Origin of the sequence: Nocardia sp. NPDC051833, from assembly GCF_040681225.1 — a bacterium.
GTDB lineage: Bacteria > Actinomycetota > Actinomycetes > Mycobacteriales > Mycobacteriaceae > Nocardia.
Map to the genome: position 1 here is coordinate 3,582,468 of NZ_JBFAYK010000001.1, position 21,927 is coordinate 3,604,394.

At 71.5% G+C, this 21,927-nt stretch carries 3 protein-coding genes; all 3 read left to right on the forward strand.

The annotated features are described in order from the left end of the window. Positions 1 to 6 precede the first annotated feature (6 nt). Genes AB0L91_RS16265 through AB0L91_RS16275 form a run of 3 tightly spaced genes read left to right on the forward strand, consistent with a single transcriptional unit; the run spans position 7 to position 21,868 of the window. On the forward strand, positions 7 to 19,884 hold the full coding sequence (locus AB0L91_RS16265) for a hypothetical protein (protein ID WP_365010647.1): 19,878 nt from the start codon (positions 7 to 9) through the stop codon (positions 19,882 to 19,884). 22 nt (positions 19,885 to 19,906) lie between these two features. Next, the gene (locus AB0L91_RS16270; RefSeq protein ID WP_365010649.1) at positions 19,907 to 20,656 is read left to right on the forward strand and encodes a hypothetical protein; all 750 of its coding nucleotides are present in this window, start codon (positions 19,907 to 19,909) and stop codon (positions 20,654 to 20,656) included. 12 nt (positions 20,657 to 20,668) lie between these two features. Next, entirely contained in the window at positions 20,669 to 21,868 is a 1,200-nt protein-coding gene (locus AB0L91_RS16275; RefSeq protein WP_365010651.1) for a hypothetical protein, read from the forward strand. Positions 21,869 to 21,927 lie beyond the last annotated feature (59 nt).

Here is a 21,927-nt window from a genome sequence, read left to right on the forward strand (position 1 = left end):
GCTGGCATGGAATGGCCAGAAGGCAATGAAGACGAGATGTGGGCCATGGCCGAGGACTGGCGCACGGCCGCCGACAGTCTTCGTGGTCTCGTCGACGACATCGATGCCGCCAAAGACGCTGCGTTCAAGGCGTATCCGCAAGGCGAGGGTGTCGACGACATGCTCAAGGCCTTCGAGGGGATGGCCCGCGGCGATCAGTCGGTGACCAAGCTCGCCGAATTGTTCGACATCCTCGGTGATTCGGTCTATCAGACCGGCACCGAGATCGAATACACGAAGATCATGTTCCTGTCCTCGCTGGGCTTGCTGGCGCTGGAAATCGCTGCGGCGTGGATCTTTCCGCCGACGGCGCCCGCGGTGGAGGCGGCCGCGATCGCGGCGACCCGCGTGGTGGCACGGACGATCTTCGGCCGCGTGCTCGCGGCGATTCTGCGCCACGGCGCGAAGGCGGTCATCACCCGCGTCCTGAAGTTCATCGGCCAGCACGTGGCGATCGACACCGCGCTCGGCACCCTGCAGGAACTCGGTGTGCAGCAGTGGCAGGTGGATCAGGGCCACCGCAAGGAGATCGACTGGAACCAGGTGAAGGCCGCGGCGGTCAGCTCCGCCGCGGGTGGTCTGGCGGCCGGTCCGTTCGGCAATTTCCTCGGCAAGCGGCTCGGCGACGGTATGGCGCCGTGGCTCAAGGGCGCGATCACCGGTACCGGCGCCGGTCTGGTCGGCGCGGGCGGCGGCATGCTCGGCCAGTTCGCCTACGACGGCTTCACCCAGGGCTGGGACAAGGCCTGGGACAACCTCAAGACCGCGGCCGCCGACCCGCTCATGTGGAGCGCGGGCGCGACCAACGGCGGTATCTCCGGCCTGAACAAGGCGGGCGCCAACGCCGCGTGGTCCAAGATGAACCCCGGCCTGTTCGAGCGTCCGAGCTTCAGTTCCCGGATCCGCGAGGCCATGGGACCCGGCTACGACCTCGGGACGTTCGGCCAGGACAGCAACACCGCGGGCGGGGACGGCTCGACCAACCGTCCCGGCGCCGACGGCGAGAACCGCGCCGGTGCCGACGACGGTGCGACCGGTGCGGGCGGCGACGACGGCGTGCGCGCCGGTGCGGGCGACGACACCATGGACGGCGAAGGCGCGGGCGAGACCAGGGCGGGCGCGGGCGACGACAGCCAGTCCATGCGCCCGGCGGGCGGGACCACGCCGGAGGCCGAGGGCGACGGTCCGACGAATACCGGTGCGGGACAGGCGAATCAGCACGCCGGTGAAGACGGGCAGACCGCCTCGGACGGTGGCAATGCCGGAAGCGGTCGCCAGGAGTCCAAGCCGGAGGTGCAGACCGGGGACACGCAGGCCGGGGACGGCGGGCGTCAGGACGGTGGCAGCCAGGACAGTGGCGCCCGTGCCGAAGGCCCAGAGGCGCAGTCGGATTCGGGACGCGACAGCTCGCGCGCCGGGGAGGCCGACGCGGACGCCGACGGGGCGGGCGTCAACGACGGGACCCGCACCGACGCGCAGTCCGGCGGTCAGCCGGTCACTCAGGCCAACGACACCCACACGGTCAACCGGGACACCACCTCCCAGGTCGGCGCGGCCCCTGCGGCGGGGATGGCCGGGGCTGGCCCGGCGGCCACCGGCGGACCGACCCCGGGGGCGACCGGTCAGGCGCCCGTCACGGGCCAAGCCGCGACGCCCGCGACCGGTCAGCCCGCTGCGACCCCGGCGCAATCACCCTCCACCCCAGCGCAATCCACGCCGGGCCAGCAGGCAACGCCCGGTCAGCAGGCGACCCAGGGGCAGGGTGGGCAGCCCGCGGCCCGACCCGGTGCGCCGGATGTCCGCACCGGACTGCCCGACGGGACCCAGTCGACTCCGGAAAGTCGTTCCGCCACACCGGAAGTCCTCGGAGACGGTGGGACCAGCGAGTCGCGAGCCGACACCGACGGTGCGGGCGACACCCGTGCCGACACCGAAAGCCGCGCGGGCGCAGCCGAACCGCGCGGCGGTGCCGGTCTCGCCGACACCCCGCTCCAGGGTCTGCACGCCGCGCCCGGGGAGGCGCCGCCGGTCCGATCGGAAGCGGAGACGACCGCCGAGCCGGTCCGCGCCGGGGAATCCGAGGTGCGGGCGGATCCGCTCGCCGATGTTCCGCCGGTCGTGCCGATCGTCGGCGCCGATTCGGCAGCGAGCCCGGCCCGACCGGACGCGAGCCGCCCCGGCCGCGCGGGCACCGACGACACCGCGCGCGACCGCGCCGACGGAGCCGACGACCGCAGGCAGCCGCAGCCCGACGACAACGACAGCGGCCCGGTCTACGACGCCCGGCTGCCCAATGGCCAGGGCGTCGTCCACCACCCCGACGGGACCGCGATCGGCGAGGACGCGCGCACCCACCGCGTGAGCAACAACGTCCGCAACGACGGCGCCCACGACGTGGTGGTGCACGGGCGCCGCGACGGCTCGGTCACCCCGAGCAACGGCGACGCCGTCCACCCACAGGACATCGTCGACGCGATCCGCTCGAACCCGAATTACGTGCCGGGCACCCCCATTCGACTGCTGTCCTGCCACGCGGGCAATGCCAACGGCTGGGCCCAGTACATCGCAGATCAGCTCGGCGTCGACGTCACCGCGCCCACCGACCGGGTAGGCGTGAAGAACGAGCCCGACTCCGTTCCGGTGATCGATCGCGGCGGCAAGTGGCGCACCTTCAGCCCGGAATCGGCCACCGTGCCCGACGACATCTCCTCGCTGCGCCCGGATTCCGACCCGAGCGATCCGAGCGACCTCGACACCCTCGACGGTGACGGGCCACCGCTGGATCGCGACCTGGTCGACTTCATGAGCGACGACGACCCGTCGACCCGTCCCTCCGCCATGTCGTTCCTGACTCCCGAGGTCGGGACCGTCAACGCGCCGTTCAGCCGCACACCCGGCGTGGACGCGCATCTGCTCGGCGTGCTGGACATGAACGATCCGATGGTGCAGACCGCGGGTGACCCGCCCCGGATCACCCATGTGGGTGGGGAACCGATCGACGAGTTCTCGCACCGGCTCAGCGAGGAGCGGGGCCGAGCGTTCGTCGACGCGTCTACCCAGGACGCGGCCCTGGTCGCCGAGTACGAGCAGCACAAAGCCCAGCAGAAGGCGCTGGAAGCCGAGAAGGCCGCGGCGGGCCGTGCGGTGCGCGATGCGGCCATCGCGCTCAAGGAAGCCCAGAACGCGCGAGACCGCGGTGCCGAGGACGGCGAGCAGCTGGTCCGCAGCGCGCAGGAGGACTTGGCGGCGGCCAAGGACAATGCCAAGGCGGCCAAGACCGCCCTGGACAACTTCATCGCCGCCGACAAGGCCGAAGCCGAGGCAGGCAATTCGCCCGCCAAGCGCTTGGAGAAGGCCGAGGCCAACCGGCTACCCGCCGCCCGGCGCGGCCACGTCTCGTCCATCACCATCGACCGCCTCACCGGTCGCGTGTACGAGGCCGCCAACGGCACCTCCGACCAGCGCATCCACCCGTCCGAGCTGCATCCGACATTGCACGACAACGTCTCCCGATACCAGGACCCCACGGACGTCTACCACAACGGCGGCGACCCGAGGTTCTTCCCGCACACGGACAATCCGCTCGGCCATGCCGAGATCCGCGGCACCAATGCCGCGCTGCACGATCGGGAACTGCTCAACCAGCAACGCGATCCGAGCGACCAGCTGCCGACCGACTTCGACGGCCTGGCCTCCATCCTCAACTCGCCCTACGTTCCGAGCCGGGACGCCGAGGCGCCCTGCTGCGCCAACTGCACCCGGGTGGTGCAGGGCACCGAGAGCACCGCGGGCCACATCATCGACGAGGGCGCTCCGCGCGTCGACCCGATCCGGCACGTCGACATCGAACGGGCCGCCGGCGAGGGCAACATCATCGAGCCACGGCTCGTGTCGCCGGAGTACCCCCCGGATACGGACTTCATGGGCGACGACGACGATGCGGGCCCGACTCCCGCCGCCGGTGATCCGGTGCCGCCCGGGATGGTCCGTGGGGACGACGGGCTGCTGCATCGGCCGGGGGACCGGACGGACAGCTACCGCGAACCGGACGGCACCTGGCACCACGTCGATGATCCGGCGGATACCTTCCGGGACAAGCGCTTCCGGCTACAGAACGACACCGGTGGCTTCTACCGAGGCGACGACGACCCGCTCGCCGGCGTCGACTACGAGTACAAGGTGCAGAAGGGCGACACCGATCCGCACACCATGCAGGATCCCGACCGTGCCGACGAGCTGAAGGAAGCGTCGGACAAGCGGCTCGAGCTGCAGACGCAGCGGGACAAACAACGGGTGAAGCTCGACCGTCTGATGGCCGAGTTCGGCGTCACTGCCCGCAACGATCTGGCGCCGGACAAGGTGGCGAGCAAGATCGCCGAGCTGTCCGACGCGGTCGACAACGATGCGACGCTGTCCCAGGCCGAGAAGGACGCCAAGGCGGCGAAGCTGCTTGCCCTGCAGTCGACGGCGAACAAGTACTTCACGATGGGCGTGAAGATGGTCGCCCTGTCCAAGCTGCTCGGGGAGACCGCCGGACTCGACTACGCACTGAGCCGGCCCGGCGCGATCCTGCTCACTCCGTTCATCGGCGCCTTCGACGGGGCGGGTGTCGTCGACATGGCCTCGATCGTGCCGCCGACCCGTCCCGGTGACCCGCCGACCCTGCTCGTGGTGGAGGCCAAGGGTGTCGGTGCCACGCTCGGTGGGTCGAAAATCGCTCGGGCGGAGCAGGGTTCGCCGGAGTACCTGCGACGGACGCTCGACATGGATCAGAATCTGCGGCGCATTCTCAACGAGACGCCCGAGCAGATGCGCGCGCGGGGGATCGACCCCGACACTCCTGAGGGCCGGGCGTTCCGCCGAGCGGTGGCGGAGCTGCTCGCGGCCCGCGAGAACGGGACACTGAAGGTCGAGTACAAGTTGGTGCACGCCACGGCGAAGGGCGAGGTGAGCGTCACCGACCTGCGGCTGGTCCGCGACGGCATCGATGTGCTGGCCGACGTGCCGCTGCCTGTCGACCCGGACACGCTCACTCGCCTCGCCGCCGACGACTCGATCGACTACATGGGCGACGAGGACGGCGAAACACGGAACCGCACACCTGATTTCGCCGACCCCGAACCGCCGCAGCGGGAGGTGCGGGTCGAGCTCGGGGACAACGGGGACGTCGTCGCGCTGCATGTGCGGCTGGACGACGGGCAGTGGGTGGTCGCGCGCACCGACGGTGACGAGGGGACGCAGCACGCCCCGGCGCGGCGCGACGACATTCCGGAGGTCGATACCCGGAGTACCCTGCGGCGCTTGGTCAATCAGCTCAATGCCGGCTACGAAGGGCTGAATCTCAAGTACCCGTCGGGGTCGGGGCTCGACGGCCGGGGCCAGACCGCGATTCGCGACGGTGTGGCCGGTGGCGTGCACCTGGTGACCGATCCGCCCGCGCCGACGCCGGCCCCCGCGCCGCCCCCGGTCGACGGTCCGGTGGCCAGCGCGCCGCCCGCTGGTGCGGGCGATCCCGCGCTGAATGTGGCCAGGATCGGCAAGGAAGGCCTGACGATTTGGCACAACCGGGAGCATCTGCCGGTCATCGGCGGGATGCTGGGCCGCCAGGCGGACGTGGCCGGTGACTATCGCCCGGTGTACTTCCCCGACGGCACCGAGTACCGGCCGTGGATCAGCGACGCCGATCCGAACGCCGTGCGCGAGACCGTCGTCAGCGAGCTGCGGGCGAACCGGATGGAGCCCGACGAGGTCCGCGATGTCCTGAAGGAGCTGTTCGACGCCGCCCGGGATCCGCAGCTGCGCCAGGACCTGATCGACGATCTGGAATTCAACGGCCTCATCGATGCCGACGAAGCGCGGGTCATGGAGGAGACGCCGCCGAGCGCGCCCGACCCGACGCCGGAGCAGCAGGGGCCACCGCCCGAGGGCGAGACGCTGGCCGAGATGGCCGAGCGGCTCGGTATCGAGCTCGACGGCGACGGACCGGAAGACCTGCGCCGGGCGATCGACCGCCAGAGCCACCGGCTGCTGCGGGAGGTCGGCGCGATCGAGGGGCTGGCCGACGCGGCCCGGCGGGCCGACGAGGAGCAGAGCAGGCCCTACCGGCGGGCCGACCATCCCGCCGACCCCGCGCCCGCGCCCGACGACCGGTCGGTCGCCGGCCCGGATCGGCTGCGCGAAGTGGAGTCGGGCGAGCCGCGCGAGGACACCGACGACTTCGACGACTTCGACGACGAGCCCACCGGGGCGGAACCGCGGAGTCACTGGGGCGACACCAGCGCGCCGCGTCCGGTGCCGTTCTCGCGGGAGGTCAGCTTCCTCGACAAGGATCCGCTCGGCCGGTTCCTGCGCGACCTGATCGTCGCCTTCGAGGGTGTCACCGCGCTGCGGGACTACGACCGGGTCGGCAACGGCGCCGACCGGCTGCCCGAATGGGCCAGCTTCTCCGACGACCGGGAACCGGGGCGCGACGAGGCGCGGGCCCGCGAGTTCTTCGAGCACGCGCTGCGCCGCGACCAGCTGCGCGACGAATTGTCCAGCTGGGCAGCGATGTTCGGCCGCGATCTGAGCGATCTGTCCGGCGACCGGATGGAACCGACGCTGAACGAGCTGCGCGACTCCGCGCGGCAGCGGGCCCAGAACCTCGCCGATTTCATCGCGGCCGCGCAGCCGGTCCTGCAGGGTGACGGCGCGGAACCGGTCGGCAGGTCCTACGGCGACCAGGTCGCCCGGGTGCCCGACGCCGACGGCGGACCCGACCGGCTGCTCGTGGTCGACGGCGCGCTCGACCGCGAGGAGGCGCTGGCCCGCGCGCTGCGGGACAACCCGGAGCTGGCCGTCGACATCGACAACGGGCGGCTGAAGCCGGACTTCCGGGCGGTGCACGCCGACGGCACGGGCAGGCAGTTCCTCGATCCGGTGGCGACCCCGGAGGTGCAGCACATCCGCCGCACCGTGGACGGCGCCGAACTGCAGGTGACGATGCTGCGCGACGAGGACGGGCAGTGGCGGCCGGTGCAGCCGGCGCCCGAACCGCCGCCCGCCCCGCGCGACCGCGCCGACATGGTGCGCGAGATCGTCGACCTGGCCCGGCAGCTGAACCTCGGCCCGGCCGCGCTGCACCCGGACAATATCGACGCCACCATCCGCGCACTGCACCTGGACAACGCGGTGCGCGCCGGGCAGACCGAGGCACTGGCCGACTACGCCCGCACGATGGCCGACATCGAGACGTTCCATCTGATCGGGGACGCGCGCGGACAGCTGGCCACGCGCCTCGGGATCCCGGAAGGCGAGCTCACGCCGCGCCGGATCGCCGAGGCGCTGACCAACCCGAAGCAGCGGCGCGGTATCCGCCAGCAGCAGTTCGAGGACTTGCTCGACGGGCAGCAGCGCGATCCGAGCAAGACCGCCGGCTACTCGCAGCAGCTGCGCAATGTCGACGCGGCCACGGTGAAAGCCGCGCAGGAAGCCCTGATCCGGGCGCTGAGCCCGGACAACCCGGACCGGCTGCGGCCGGTTGTCGCGACGATCGACCGCTTCGGCAGGCCGACGTACGGGCCCGCCGACAGCGGGATCGATCCGACCAAGCTGCGCAAGCTCGTCACGCGGCTGAACCGGTTGGGCGCGGGCGATTTCGCGCGGGACGCGCTCGCCGCGTACGCCGACGCGCTGCTGCGTATCGATCCTTACACCGACCACCCGGCGGGCACCATGGCTCGCGATCCGCGCACCACCGGTGATCCGCACATCTACGATCTCGACGCGATCCACGGTCTGCGCGCGGCGGCCGACGCGGCCGAGCCGGGTGCCGGCCCGGTCGATCTCGCCGCACAGATCGCCGACAATGTCGCCCGCTCCTATGGCGCCGACGAGCCCGTCGGCCCGGATGATCCACGGCCGCAGCCGAATCGGGATTGGGCCCGATTGGTCGGCGTGGACGTGTCCACCGCCGACGACGCGAAGTTCGTCGAGATCTACGAGGCCTACCGCGACGGCAAGATCGAAAAGCACGAGGGCCTCAGCCCGGAGAAGCTGGCGGCCGAGATCGCCGCGATCCGCGAGGAGATCCGCCTCAGGACCGAGCAGCTCGAGCGGCTGAAGGCACTGACCGACGAGTTCTACCGGCCGGTCGCCGATCTGCCGCCCGCCGATTCCCCCTCGGCCAGGCCGCACGGGGGCACCGACCCCGACGCGCTGCCGGGTGGGCCGCGTGAGCTGCCCGCAGGGGCCCCGCCAGTGGATGGTTCGCAACCGCCTGGGAGGCAACCGGATTCGGGTGCCGATCCGGACGCCGGGCTGCCGCCGGAACGGGGTACCGACCTCGACGACCGGGCCGACGCGAAGCTCGACCAGACCATGCGCAAGCTGGATGAGGTCGCCGACGAACTGGCCGAACCGATCGCGACGCTGGACGATCTGGTCGGGCCCGGTGAGCCCGTCGACCCGCTGGCGCGGATCGACGAAGCCGTCGAGCGCCAGAACCGGCTCGCCGACCAGGCCGATCGGCGGCGGGCCGACCAGGCCGACGCCGCGCTGGACGACTCGCTGCGCGAGCTCGACGCCGTCGATGAGGACCTGGCCGCGCTCCAGTCGTATCTGCGCGCCCAGCGGGAGTTCGACGCCGTGCAGGCCGAGATCGCGTCCCGGTTCGAGGAACTGGCCGCCCAGGACGCCCAGGCCGCCGTGCGGCGGGGCGAGGACACCGACCCCGACTTCGCGATGCGCGCCGCCGATCTGGCCGCGCTCGAGTCCTACCTGGCAGCCCAGCAGCAGTTCGACGCGTTGCGCGCCGAGCTGGCGGAGGCGGCGCAGGTCCGGCCGGCGGACCTCGACGCCGAAGCCCTCGCCGACCAGCAGGCGCTGGAGTCCTATCTGCGGGCACAGCAGGAATTCGACGCCGCCCGTGCGGAAATGGCGGCCAGGTTCGCCGCCGCGGTGGAGCGACAGGGTGCGCCGGAGCCGGTGGGCGACGGGGCGGTCGAGGCAGACAGTTCTCCCGGCGACGACGGAATGCGTCGTGGGACTTCCGACGACGACACCCGCTCTCGAAACGACGACGGTGACGGCGACCCGCCCGCACCGTCGCCCGCGCCCGCCGGTCCGCCGTCCAAGCCGCCGTCGCGTCCGCCGACGGCCCCGAGCCCGGAACCCGAGGAGCCGTCGCGTCCGTCGACGCGGAACTCGGAACTCGCAGAGCAGTCGCGTCCGTCCACGCCGAGTCCGGAACCCGGACAGCCGACACGTCCGTCGACGACGCCGGGTTCGGACCCCGGACAGCCGACGCGTCCGTCGACGACGCCGAATTCGGAACCCGGACAGCAGCCGCGTTCGTCGGTGGCGCCGAGTTCCGAACCAGGACAGCCGACCCGTCCGCCGACGACCTCGGAAACCCCGGAGCCGTCGAGGGGTTCGTCGCGGTTCGACTTCGGCGTCCCGAAGCCACCGGCCGAACTGGCGGTGCCGGGGGAGTCCGCGGCCGTCCTGCCCGACGCCGACTCGCCCACGCCCGGTGACCGGCCGGACCGTGCCCAGCAGCGCAGCGATTTCCTCGACGACGTGCATCAGTTCCTGCAGGAGCTGAGTGACCTGCCGCCGTCGGCGCACGCCGACGCACCGCCGTTGACCCCGGAGCAGGCCGAGCAGGTGCGCAGGCTCGCCGAGGCGCTGGGTCTGGGTGACGCGCTCACGGGTCAGCGTGATCCTCTCGGCGCGCTTGCCGAGATCGCCGACATGGCCAGGGCGCGCGGATTCCTGGACAGTGCTCTGGATCCCGACGCCGAACTCGGGCGTCCCATGCGCTACCCGGACGACTACGAACCGCTCGACGCCGACGAACTGCAGGACGGTCTCGACCAGTGGCGGGTCGAGGGTGATCCCGCCGACCGTGCCGCGATCGCCGACGACCTGCGCCGGGCCGGGCTGGCGGACGACTCCCGGCCGTCGCTGGGCACCGAACCGGAGCCGGACGCGGCCGCGCAGCCGTTGCGCCCGTCCGCGATCCTGCCGCCGGACGACGGCGCGCAACGACCGGGTGGCCCACGCCTCGAGCCCGCGCAGCAGGCGCTGGACCGGCTGGCGGCCCGGTTCGGGGTCGATCCCACCGATTCCGGGTCGCTCGACGCCGCGCGCTACCGGCAGCTGCTGCGCGCCGGCGCGGTCGAGGCATTCGCCTCGGCGGTGCGCCACGCCGAGGCGGCGCCCGATCCACAGCAGCGGGCACAGCGGGAAGCCGTCGCACGACGTTGGGCCGCTCGGCTCGGGCTGCCCGCCGATCCGGGGCTCACCCGCGCCGCCGACGACATCAACCGGCTGCGCGCCGGGGTGACGCGCGACGCCGGCGACCTCGCCCACCTGGATCATCTGCTGCAAACCGAGCTCGGCGACCGGGTCCTCTCGCTCGACATCGACGGCGAGAAGATCCTGGTCCGGCTCGTGGTCGACGGGCCAGACAGCTGGCATCTGGAGCCCATCGCGCATCCCGAGCCGGCGCCGCGCACGCGGACCACCGAGCAGGCGGTCGAGGTGCCGCCGAAGAAGAACTGGCTGCGCAGGCTCTGGGACCGGATCGCCAATCGTGGCTACTACGGCGACAACCCGAAGTACCCCTCCGGTTCCAGCCAGGACAGCGCGGGACAGTCGCTGCTCGGCCACCAGGCCGGGCTGCCGCTGACCACGGTCAAGGACGCGACCCCGAACGCGCCCGGCGGCGAATACGACCAGCTCCAGATCAAGTTCAACCCCGTACGCATCCTCAAAGAGGGCGTGTACATGTGGCAGAACCGCGAGCTGGTGCCGATTCTCAAGCACCTGTCCTCGCGGATCGCCGACCAGGCGGGTGAGTTCCTGCCGCTGCGCAATCTCGACGGCACCGAGTACAAGCCGTGGATCTCCGACGCCGATCCGGAGCTGCGTCGCCAGATCGAACAGGATCTGCGCGATGCCGGACTCGAGCACCTGCTGGAACCGGAAAGCCTGACGCCCGCCGAACTGGCCGCGCGGGAGACGAAGGCGCTGCCGGAGTCCGATGAGCCGGTCCAGATCTCGCGTGACGGCGAGGAAGTGCCCGCGGTCGCCGAACCACTGCCGCCGTGGTTGCGCGAGGTGGTCGACGCCGTCAACGACCGGATCTCCGACGCGACCGTCCTGGAGGCACTGGCGCACGAACTCGGTGTGCGGATCACCGATTTCAGCGAGGAAGGGCTGCGCAAGGCGCTGGCCGAGGCCGAGTACCGGCTGTTGCGTCGTGACGGTGTGATCCAGGCGCTGGAAGCGGCCGCGCGATTCTTCAACCAGGAGAACGCGGATATCCCGTTCCGGCCCGCCAACTTCCACAGCAAGGACCCGCTGGGCGCCTACCTGAAGGAAGTCGTCGCGGCCAGGGGCGAGCAGTTCGATTTCAACATGCTGAACTGGCGCGGCGTGAACAACGGCGGCGAGTGGGTCAACCCGTGGGGCGACCTCAGCGACGACGGCGACGGGCCGACCGTCCACGCCGAGGACGCTCGCAAGATCTTCGACGACGCGCTGCGCCGGGCCGGGCTGCGGGACGAGCGGTCGACGTGGGCGCACCTGGCCGGTGCCGATCTGACAGCACTGGTGCGCAACCTCGACGGCGAGATCGCCCAGCTGCGCGGGCAACTCGACGACAACATCGGACGGCTCGGTGAATTCACCCGGCGGGTGGCCGATTTCACTGCCGCGGATACCGGCGACCGACTGGTCGTCGATACCGAGAACGGCAAGATCGCCATCGTCGACACCGGTGCCGGGCACGAGGCCGCGCTGGCGCGGGCCTTGGCCGAGGCCGACGGGGACTTCATCGATCGGCTCAATCGCGGCGAGGTCGAGATCGAGATCCGGGCGGTCGGGATCGACGAGCAGGGCCGCGTGCACCTGCTCGAGATCGACGCTCCGGAGGTGCGGCACCTGCGCACCGAGGTGGACGGGCACACCGTCGACGCGACCATGGTGCGCGACGGGTCCGGTCCGTGGCGGATGGTCGACGCGGCGCCGCGCGCTGCCGAGGCCGAGGCGAACCTGCCCGTCGTGCCGGAGGAGTCGAACCAGCCGGTCCGCGAACCGCGTTCGCTGGCCGAGGTGCGCGCCGACATCGCCGAGGTCGCCGGGCGGCTCGGGATCGACGACCCGTCGACCCTGCCTGGGGACCGGCTGAACAGCCTGCTCGCCGAGCTGGAGCGGGCCAATCAGGTGCGGGCCAGGCAGGTCGAGGGCCTGGTCGACTACGCGCGCAGCGCCGACGCGATCGACAACTTCAACGCCCTGCACAATGCGCGCAGCGCGCTGGCCCTGCGCTTCGGCGTGCCGCCCGAGGCGCTCACGCCGGAGGTGATCGCCCGCGGGCTCGCCGATCCCGGTACCCGGGTGGAGCTGCACCGGCAGCGGTCGGCGAACCTCACCGACTACGCGAAGCTGCTGCGTGCGTTCGACTCGGCCGCGGTCGACGCCGCGCGCGACGCACTCGCACCGCATCTCGGGCTGCCGCGCGGTGGGCTGCCGCTGGATGCCGCGGCACTGGCCGAGGCGCTGTCGAACCGGGCCGCGCGCGGCGATCTCGACGATCTGACCGGCCCGCTCGCCGATTACGTGCGAGCGCTGGCGAAGATCGATCCGTACGCCGACGACCTGGTCTACAACCCCGAGACCGATCCGCGCGCGATGGGCGACGATCCGCCGGTGCACGACCGCGACGCGCTGGACTTCCTGCGGGAAGTCGGCGCCGACGATCTCACCGACCGGTCGCCACTGCCGCCCGCGCCCGAGGATGCGGTTCCCGGTCCGAGCCGCGATCACGCCCGGCTGCTCGGCGTCGATCTGACCGGTGCCGACGACGAGCGCGTGGCGCAGGTCTACGAGTGGTTCCGCGACGGCCGCATCGACAAGCACGAACGTCTCACCCTCGAACAACTCGCGCAGGTGCACGCGGAGATCCGCGACGAGATCCGGCAGCGCGCGGCCGATATCGCCCGGTTGCGGGAGCTGCTCACCGAACCGTTCGTCACCGATCCCGAGCTGGGTGGCGCGTCCGGGCACGTGCTCGAGCGCCCGGATGGTGTCCCGGGGACACCGCCGCCCGGCCCGACCCCGTCTGTCCCCGGCTCGCCGGCGCGGGCCGGATTGCCCGCCGGTCCGATTGCCGAGGGCGACCCGGCGACTCCCGCCGACGATTCAGCGAATCCGCCGCCCGCGCGAGACACCGAGCGGGAACTCCCCGGCGACGCGAGCGCGCCCGCCGACCACGAGGTGAACGGGACCGACGATGGTCCCGAATCGCGGGGCGACGACGATCCGGGTGATCCGCCCGCGCCGCGACCCGCCCCCGGCGGTCCGCCGTCGAAGCCGCCCGCGCATCCGCCGACCGCGCTGAGCCCGGAACCGGAAGAACCGTCGAAGACTTCGTCGCCGTTCGACCGGGGGATTCCGCAGGCGCCCGCCGAACTCGCCGTGCCCGATGCCGCCGGGCTGGATCGGCCGGGCGCCGACGCGCCCGCCGATCCGCCGAACCGTGCCGAGCAGCGCGACGTCCGGATCGACGAGGTGCGGCAGTTCCTGCGTGATCTCGGTGATCTGCCGCCGTCGACCCACGCCGACGCACCGCCGCTGACGCCGGAGCAGGCCGAGCAGGTGCGCAGGCTCGCCGAGGCGCTGGGCCTGGGTGACGCGCTCACCGGTCAGCGTGATCCCCTCGGCGCGCTGGCCGAGATCGCCGACATGGCCAGGGCACGCGGATTCCTGGACAGCGCACTGGATCCCGACGCCGCACTGGGCGCGCCGATGCGCTACCCGGACGACTACGCGCCGCTGAACCTGGATCAGCTCCAGGACGGTGTCGACCAGTGGCGGGTCGAGGGCGATCCCGAGGTCCGCGCCGAGGTCGCCGACGACCTGCGCCGGGCCGGGCTCGAGGACGGCTCGCGGCCCTCGCTCGGTACCGAGCCGGAACCGAACCCGCAGGCCCAGCCGCTGCACCCCACCGCGATCCTGCCGCCCGCCGACGGCACCCAGCAGCCGGGCGGGCCGCGGATGGAGCCTGCCCAGCAGGCACTGGACCGGCTGGCCGCGCGGTTCGGGGTCGACCTCACCGATTCCGGTTCCCTCGACGGGGCGCGCTACCGGCAGCTGCTGCGCGCGGGCGCGGTCGAGGCGTTCGCCTCGGCGGTGCGCCATGCCGAGGCGGCGACCGATCCGCGGCAGCGGGCGGTGCGCGAGGCCGTCGCGCGTCGCTGGGCGGCCCGGCTCGGGCTGGCGGCCGATCCCGGTCTCGTCCGTGCCGCCGACGACATCACCCGGTTGCGCGCCGGCGTCACCCGCGACGCCGCCGACCTCGCGCATCTGGATCGGCTGGCGCGCACCGCACTCGACGACCGGATGCTGTCCGTCGATGTCGACGGCGACCAGACGCTGGTCCGGCGGGTCGAGGACGGGCCGGACGCCTGGCACCTGGAACCCGTCGCGCGGCCCGAGCCGACGACGCCGACGCCGCCCGCGGAGAAGGCCGTCGAGACGCCGAAGAAGAACTGGCTGCGCAGGCTCTGGGACCGGATCGCCAATCGTGGCTTCCACGGCGAGAACCCGAAGTACCCGTCCGGGTCGACCCAGGACAGCGCCGCGCTGTCGATGCTCGGCCACAGTGCCGGGCTGCCGCTGACCACGATGAAGGACGCGACCCCGGACGCGCCGGGCGGCGAATACGAACAGCTCCAGCTCAAGTTCAATCCGGTGCGCGTTCTCAAGGAGAGCATCGAGATGTGGCGCAAGCGCGAGCTGGTGCCGATTCTCAAGCATCTGTCCTCGCGAATCGCGAACCAGGCCGGGGAATTCCTGCCGCTGCGCAATCTCGACGGCACGGAGTACAAGCCGTGGATCTCCGATGCCGATCCGGAGCTGCGTCGTCGGATCGAGCAGGATCTGCGCGATGCCGGGCTCGAGCATCTGCTGGAACCGGAGAGCCTGACACCGTCGGAGCTGGCCGCGCGGGAAGCGCAGGAGCTCACCGAAACCGCAGAGCCGCAGCAGCTGACGGGCGAACCCGAGCAGTCACCCGCGGTCGCCGAGCCGCTGCCACCGTGGTTGCAGGGCGTGGTCGACGCGGTGAATCAGCGCATCGCCGACGCCACCGTGCTCGACGCGCTCGCCCGCGAACTCGGCGTGCGGATCACCGATTTCAGCGAGGAGGGCCTGCGCAAGGCACTCGCCGAGGCCGAGTACCGGCTGTTGCGTCGCGACGGTGTGATCCAGGCGCTGGAGGCCGCCGCGCGGTTCTTCAACCAGGAGCACGCGGACATTCCGTTCCGGCCCGCCAACTTCTTCAGCAAGGACCCGCTGGGCGCCTACTTGAAGGAAGTCGTCGCGGCCAGGGGCGACGAGTTCAGCTTCGACATGCTGAACTGGCGCGGGGTGAACAACGGCGGCGAATGGGTCGACATCTGGCCCGATCTGAGCGACGACGGTGGTTCGGGGACCGTCCACGCCGAGGACGCGCGCAAGATCTTCGACGACGCGCTGCGCCGCGCGGGGCTGCGGGACGAGCGGTCGACGTGGGCGCATCTGGCGGGCGCCGATCTGGAAGCGCTGGTCCGGAACCTCGATGCCGAGATCGCCAGGCTGCGTGGGCAACTCGACGACAATGTCGGGCTGCTGGGCGAATTCACCCAGCGGGTGGCCGATTTCGATGCCGCAGACACCGGTGATCGCTTGGTGGTCGACGCCGAGAACGGCACGATCGCGATCGTCGACACGGGTGCCGGGCACGAGGCCGCGCTGGCCAGGGCGCTGGCGGACGCCGACGCGGACTTCATCGATCGGCTCAATCGCGGCGAGGTCGAGATCCAGATCAGGATCGTCGGCGTCGACGACCAGGGGCGCGTGCGCGTCCTGGAGGTCGACGCTCCGGAGATCCGGCACCTGCGGGGTGAGCTGGACGGACGCACCGTCGACGCGACCATGGTGCGGGACGGGTCGGGCCCGTGGCGGATGATCGAGTCCCCGCCCCGGCATACCGCGCCGGAGCCGAACCTGCCGGTGGTCGCCGAGGACGCGAATCAGCCGGTGCGGGAACCGCGTTCGCTGACCGAGGTGCGTGCCGAGCTCGCCGAGGTGGCGGGCAGGCTGGGCATCGACGATCCGTCGAACCTGTCGGGCGAGCGCCTGACCGAGCTGCTCGCCGACCTGGAACGGGCCAATCAGGTGCGGGCCAGGCAGCTCGAAGCGGCCGTCGACTACGCGCTCAGCGTCGACGCGGTCGACAACTTCAATGCCCTGCACAATGCGCGCAGCGCGCTGGCGCTGCGGTTCGGCGTCGAGCCGGGCGATCTCGGCCCCGACCTGGTCGCGGAACGGCTCGCCGATCCCGGTACGCGGGTGGAGCTGCACCGCCAGCGCGCCAGGGACCTCACCGACTACGCGAAGCTGCTGCGCGCGTTCGACCCGGCCGCGGTCGATGCGGCACGCGACGCACTCGCACCGCATCTCGGGCTGCCGCGCGGTGGTCTGCCGCTGGACGCCGCCGCACTGGCCGAGGCACTGTCGAACCGGGCCGCGCGTGGCGATCTCGACGATCTGACCGGGCCGCTCGCCGATTACGTGCGGGCGCTGGCGAAGGTCGATCCGTATGCCGACGACCTGGTCTACAACCCGGAGACGGACCCGCGTGCCGTCGGTGACGATCCGCCGGTGCACGACCGCGACGCCCTGGACTTCCTGCGGGAAGTCGGCGCCGACGATCTCGGAAACCGGTCGCCGCTGCCACCCGCGCCCGGCGACGCCGTCCCCGGTCCCAGCCGCGACCACGCCCGGCTGCTCGGCGCCGACCTCACCGACGCCGACGACGAGAAGGTCGCGAAGGTCTACGACTGGTTCCGGGACGGCCGCATCGACAAGCACGAGCGCCTCACCCTGGACGCGCTCGCCGAGATCCACGAGCAGATCCGCGACGAGATCCGCCGGGCGGCAGCCGATATCGCCCGGTTGCGGGAACTTCTCACCGAACCGTTCGTCACCGACCCCGAGCTCGGTGGGCCGGACCGGCCCGCGCTGCGTACGCCGACCGAGGAAGCCCCTGGACCGAACCTCGAGGGATCGCCGACGCCCGGCCCTTCCGTGAACGGTGCGCCGGTTCGTCCCGGTTTGCCCGCAGGCCCGGCTCCGGCGGCGAACACCGACTCGGGACGGTCCGCGGGCACAGAGGGCCGACCTCTGGCGGAGAATGCCGACCCGGGACAGTCCACAGGCACCGAGAACCGACCTTCGGCGGAGCCCGCTCACCCACGCATGCCGGGAGACCCCGACGAGTCGCGTCCATCCGCTGCTACGGATGGTGTTGCGGCCGGGAATGATCCGTCTCAGCGCCCGATAGTGAAGCCGGTGACGGATCCTGGTGATCCGGGTATTTCGACGAATCAGTCGGTGGGTGAGGGTGTTCACCGTCCCGTGGGTGGTGTACCCACCGAGTCCGGCGTGACGACAGATCGGAGTGCCGAGTCGCCGGAATCCGGTGATGGTTCGCGCCGACGTCCGCCCGTCGATCCGGGTGATGCTGTAAGCCAAGGTGATTCATCGCAGCCGTCGGTCCTGAGGCCCGTGGTCGATCCGGGTGATCCGGGTCTTGCCGCGGAGCAGCGTGCGGGTAACGGTGTTCGTCGGCCCGCGGTTGGCGATCCTGACGAGTCCGGGGCGGATGCTGGTCGAGGCGTCGATCCCTCGGGTGATGGTTCGCGTCGTCGGTCTTCAGTCGATCCGGACAATGCTGTGGGCCAAAGTGATTCATCGCAGCCGCCGATGCTGAGGCCCGTGACCGATCCGGGTGATCCGGGTCTTGCGGCGGATCAGCGTGCGGGTGACGGTGTTCGTCGGCCGGTGGTCGGTGGTCCGGATGAGTCCGGGGTGGATGCCGATCGAGGTGCCGAGCCGGCTGACCCGGGTGATGGTTCGCGTCGTCGGCCCTCCGGTGATCCGGATGGTGTTGTGGGCGATGCCGGTTCGTCTCGCCCGCCGGTGTCGAGGCCGGTGGTCGATCCGGGTGATCTGGGTCTTGCGGCGGATCAGCGTGCGGGTGACGGTGTTCGTCGGCCGGTGGTCGGTGGTCCGGATGAGTCCGGGGTTGATGCCGATCGGGGTGCCGATCGGTCGGAGCCGGGTGATGGCTCGCGTCCTCGGCCGCCGGTGGGTGGTGATCCGGATGCCGATGGTGGTGGTCGGGGCAGGTCCGGCGATTCGGATGCCGATCCGGATGGTGCGCAGGAACCGGACAAGGGTTTCGATCTGGGTGGGCAGCCGCCGCGGACTTCGGACGGGGAGCGACCGGGTGTGGGCCGGCAGCTGCCGGGGTCGGCCTACCGGTCGCACATTCCGCATCCGCCGCACGAGTACGAGGTGGAGCTCGAGGTACCGCGGTTCGACGCCGTCGAATGGCCGGTGCCCCCACTGCAATCGACGCCCGAGCCGCCGCATCGGCCTGAGCCGCCGCGTCCACCCGAGCCGCCGCGTCCGCCGCTGCCGCCGAGCCCGCCGGACCGGACAGATCCACCGTGCCCACCCGAGATTCCCGAGCCGCCGCGCTCGCCGGTGCCACCGCAGCAGCCGGTGCCACCGACTCCGCACGAGCCGACGGCCCCCTCGTGGCCGGTTCCGCCGACCCCGCCGGTCGGTGGTCCCAACCTGCCGCCACTGCCGCCGTGGGTGCCCCAACCGCCAGGGCCGGGTCAGCCGTATCCGCCTGGCAATGGTCAGCCGTACCCGCCGGGGAATGGTGGGTCGTATCCGCCTGGGAATGGTGGGTCGTATCCGCCGGGCAATGGTCAGCCGTACCCGCCTGGCAGTGGTGGGCCGTATCCGCCTGGGAATGGTCAGCCGTATCCGCCGGGCAATGGTCAGCCGTACCCGCCTGGGAATGGTCAGCCGTATCCGCCTGGTAGCGATGAGCCGTACCCGCCGGGGAATGGTGGGCCGTATCCGCCGGGGAACGGTCAGCCGTATCCGCCTGGTAGTGATGAGCCGTACCCGCCCGGGAGCGGTCAGCCTTCTCCGCCTGGCAATGGCCAGCCGTACCCGCCTGGTAGTGGTGGGCCATATCCGCCCAGTGGTGGTGAGCCGTACTCACCCGGGAGCGGTCAGCCGTACTCACCCGGCAGTGGTGGGTCGTACCCGCCCGGGAATGGTCAGCCGTACCCGCCGGGCAACGGTCAGCCGTATGCGCCTGGTAGTAGCCAGCCGTACTCGCCCGGCAGCGGTGAGTCGTACTCGCCTGGGAACGGTCAGCCGAACCCGCCCGGGAACGGGCAAGGTAACGGGCAAGGTAACGGGCAATCCGGGGCCCAGCCGGGAACCGGTTATCCGTCGGGTGGCGCACCGATGTATCCGCCGCCCGCGATGCCGCCGGGCGCGGGGCAGGGTGGTCAGCGCAGGCCGTATCGGCCCGAGTATCAGGCGCCGATCGAGCGGGTGGTGCTGGTCGTGCGTCCGTACGGCAGTGGTGTGCTCGCCGAGTTCGATCCGCGGTCCGGGGCCTTGCGGCCCGCGCCGCCGGGGCATATCGGCGCGGACGGTCTGTACGCCGATCTCGGCGGGGTGACGGTGGTCTTCTACCGGCTCGCCGATCGGCTGATGGTGCAGGTGGGTACGCAGGCGATCGATCTCAGCGGCGCCGCGCAGGTGGGCTGGGAGCGCTCGCCGCAGCGGATGACGCGGTTCACCGTCGCGGTGGGCGGCAGGCCGATGGGCGAGCTCATCTACCGGGCGCTCCCACCGGAACTGGACCTCGGCCTGCTGATCCGTAACGTAGTTGCCGATCCGGCCAGCCGGATGACAATGTTCAGCGACAGAGCCTGACCGATCGGAGAGGTGTCCACAGGTGAGTGACGATCCGATCGAATGGGACGATCCGGATGTGCGGATCGATCCGGCGACCGGCAGGTTGTCCTATCGCGACGAGCCGTACACCGGCGCGGTGACCCACACCCGCCCCGACGGCACCTGGCGCGAGTACTGGAGCTACGACGACGGCGACCGGGACGGCGACTGGTCGGGCTGGTACCCCGACGGCACCATGCGCTACAACGGTGAGTTCTACCGCAACCGTCCGGTCGGCACCTGGCAGGAGTGGTACCCCGACGGCGCCCGCCGGCTCGAAGACGTCTACGACATCGACGGCGTCTTGCAGACCCACTCGGTCTGGGACGCGGCGGGGACGCTGATCGAATTCGGCGACGAGCTCACCCGCAAAGGCGTCGCCGCCGACGCGGTCCCGTCCGACGACCCCGAATTGCGCTGGGACGAAACGGAAACCCGCATGTACTACCGTGGCGTGCCGTTCACCGGTCAGGAGTTCCGCCGCCCCGCGCCGAGCGCCCCCGTCACCGATCTGGCCACCTACGCCGACGGCTACCGCGACGGGCCGACGCGCGGCTGGTACCTCGACGGCACCCCGCGCTACACCAGCGAGTACGCCGACCGGCACGAGGTCGGCCACTGGCTCGAATGGTTCCCCACCGGAAACCGCAAGGAAGAAACCGTCTTCGCCGCCGACGGCGCGCTGCTCACCCGGACCCGATGGGACGAGTCGGGCGCCGTGATCGCGCGGTTCGGCGAGCACCGGGACTAGAAGGAGTGCGCAGTGGCTGACGAGCTGGCCGGTGATCCCGATGTCGGATTCACCCTCACCACGGTGGTGGCCGCCGACGACGGGATTCCCGAGCGCGCCGCCGCACTGAGCCATCGCATCGCGAAAACCGTGGCGGCGCTCGGCCCGCCGGGATGGACCGAGGTCGAGGCGTCGTTCGCGATGACGGCGGCGGCCGAGGTGTCGATGATCGTCTTCCACGACGAGCAGGGGCGGTTCGCCCGGGTCTTCCCGAGTCCGGAACTGCTCGACTTGCTGCGCGAGCACCGGCACCTCTCCGCCTCGATGGGTGACGGTCCGTGGTGGCGCTACCTGCTCACGTTGACCAACACCGGCAAGATGGAGGTCGACTACGACTACGGCGACGAGCCGTTCCCGGACGATCAGCTGTTCCCACCGACGGTGTACCGCACCGACATCGAGATCTATCCGCGGGCGCAGCTGCCGATCTGGCTGGCCGCCTACATTCGCCACGACAACCGGCAGGTGCGCGGTCCGGTGGCCGCGGCCGAGCGGGCGCGCGCGGATCTCGCGGCGGGCCGCAGCGCGGCGGGCTCGGCGCCGGACGTGGAGTTCCCCGCGCTGGAGCCGATGGCGCGACGGTGGGCACTGATCGCCGCCGCTTTCGTCGCGGTCGGTTCCAAGTGGGGCCCACGGGTGACGCCGGCGTTCCATGTCTTCGAGGGTGCCAAGTTCAGCGGTTCCACGCTGTGTCTGCTCCCCGGCGACCGCGCCGTGCTCTCCGGCGGGGTGTGGAACGCACCGGAACTCGACGCCGTCTACAACAAAGACCTGCCGATGCCGGACTTCTACCTCGGTGCCCCCGACTGGGTCGCGGCACCGGTGATCAACCGACGGGCCGAGAACGGTCTGCTCACCTTCTGCTACTGGTGGGAGGGCGGCCGCTGGTATCGGGGTGCCTCGGCGGGCGCCGACGCGCTCGCTCCCGCGGTGCCGGGCATGTGGGACACCAGGACCGTCGTCGACGTGCTGACCGGACTGCTCGGCGAGAACGCGTCGCAGGCGCAGAAGGAGTCCGTCCTCGGTCTGGTCGAGGCCGCCGAGCGCGCGGCCGTGGCCAGGGAGGCGTTCACGCGGGTCTTCCCCGCCGACCGATATCACGTCGACGCCGCCTGGTTCGAGCTGAATCTCGGCGGTCTGCTCGGTACGCACACCGTGGGCTTGGCGCAGTGAGCTGACCGGTCGTGCTGTTGCGTGGGCGGGGTGGGTGTGGTGTGCTCGCTCACCGACGG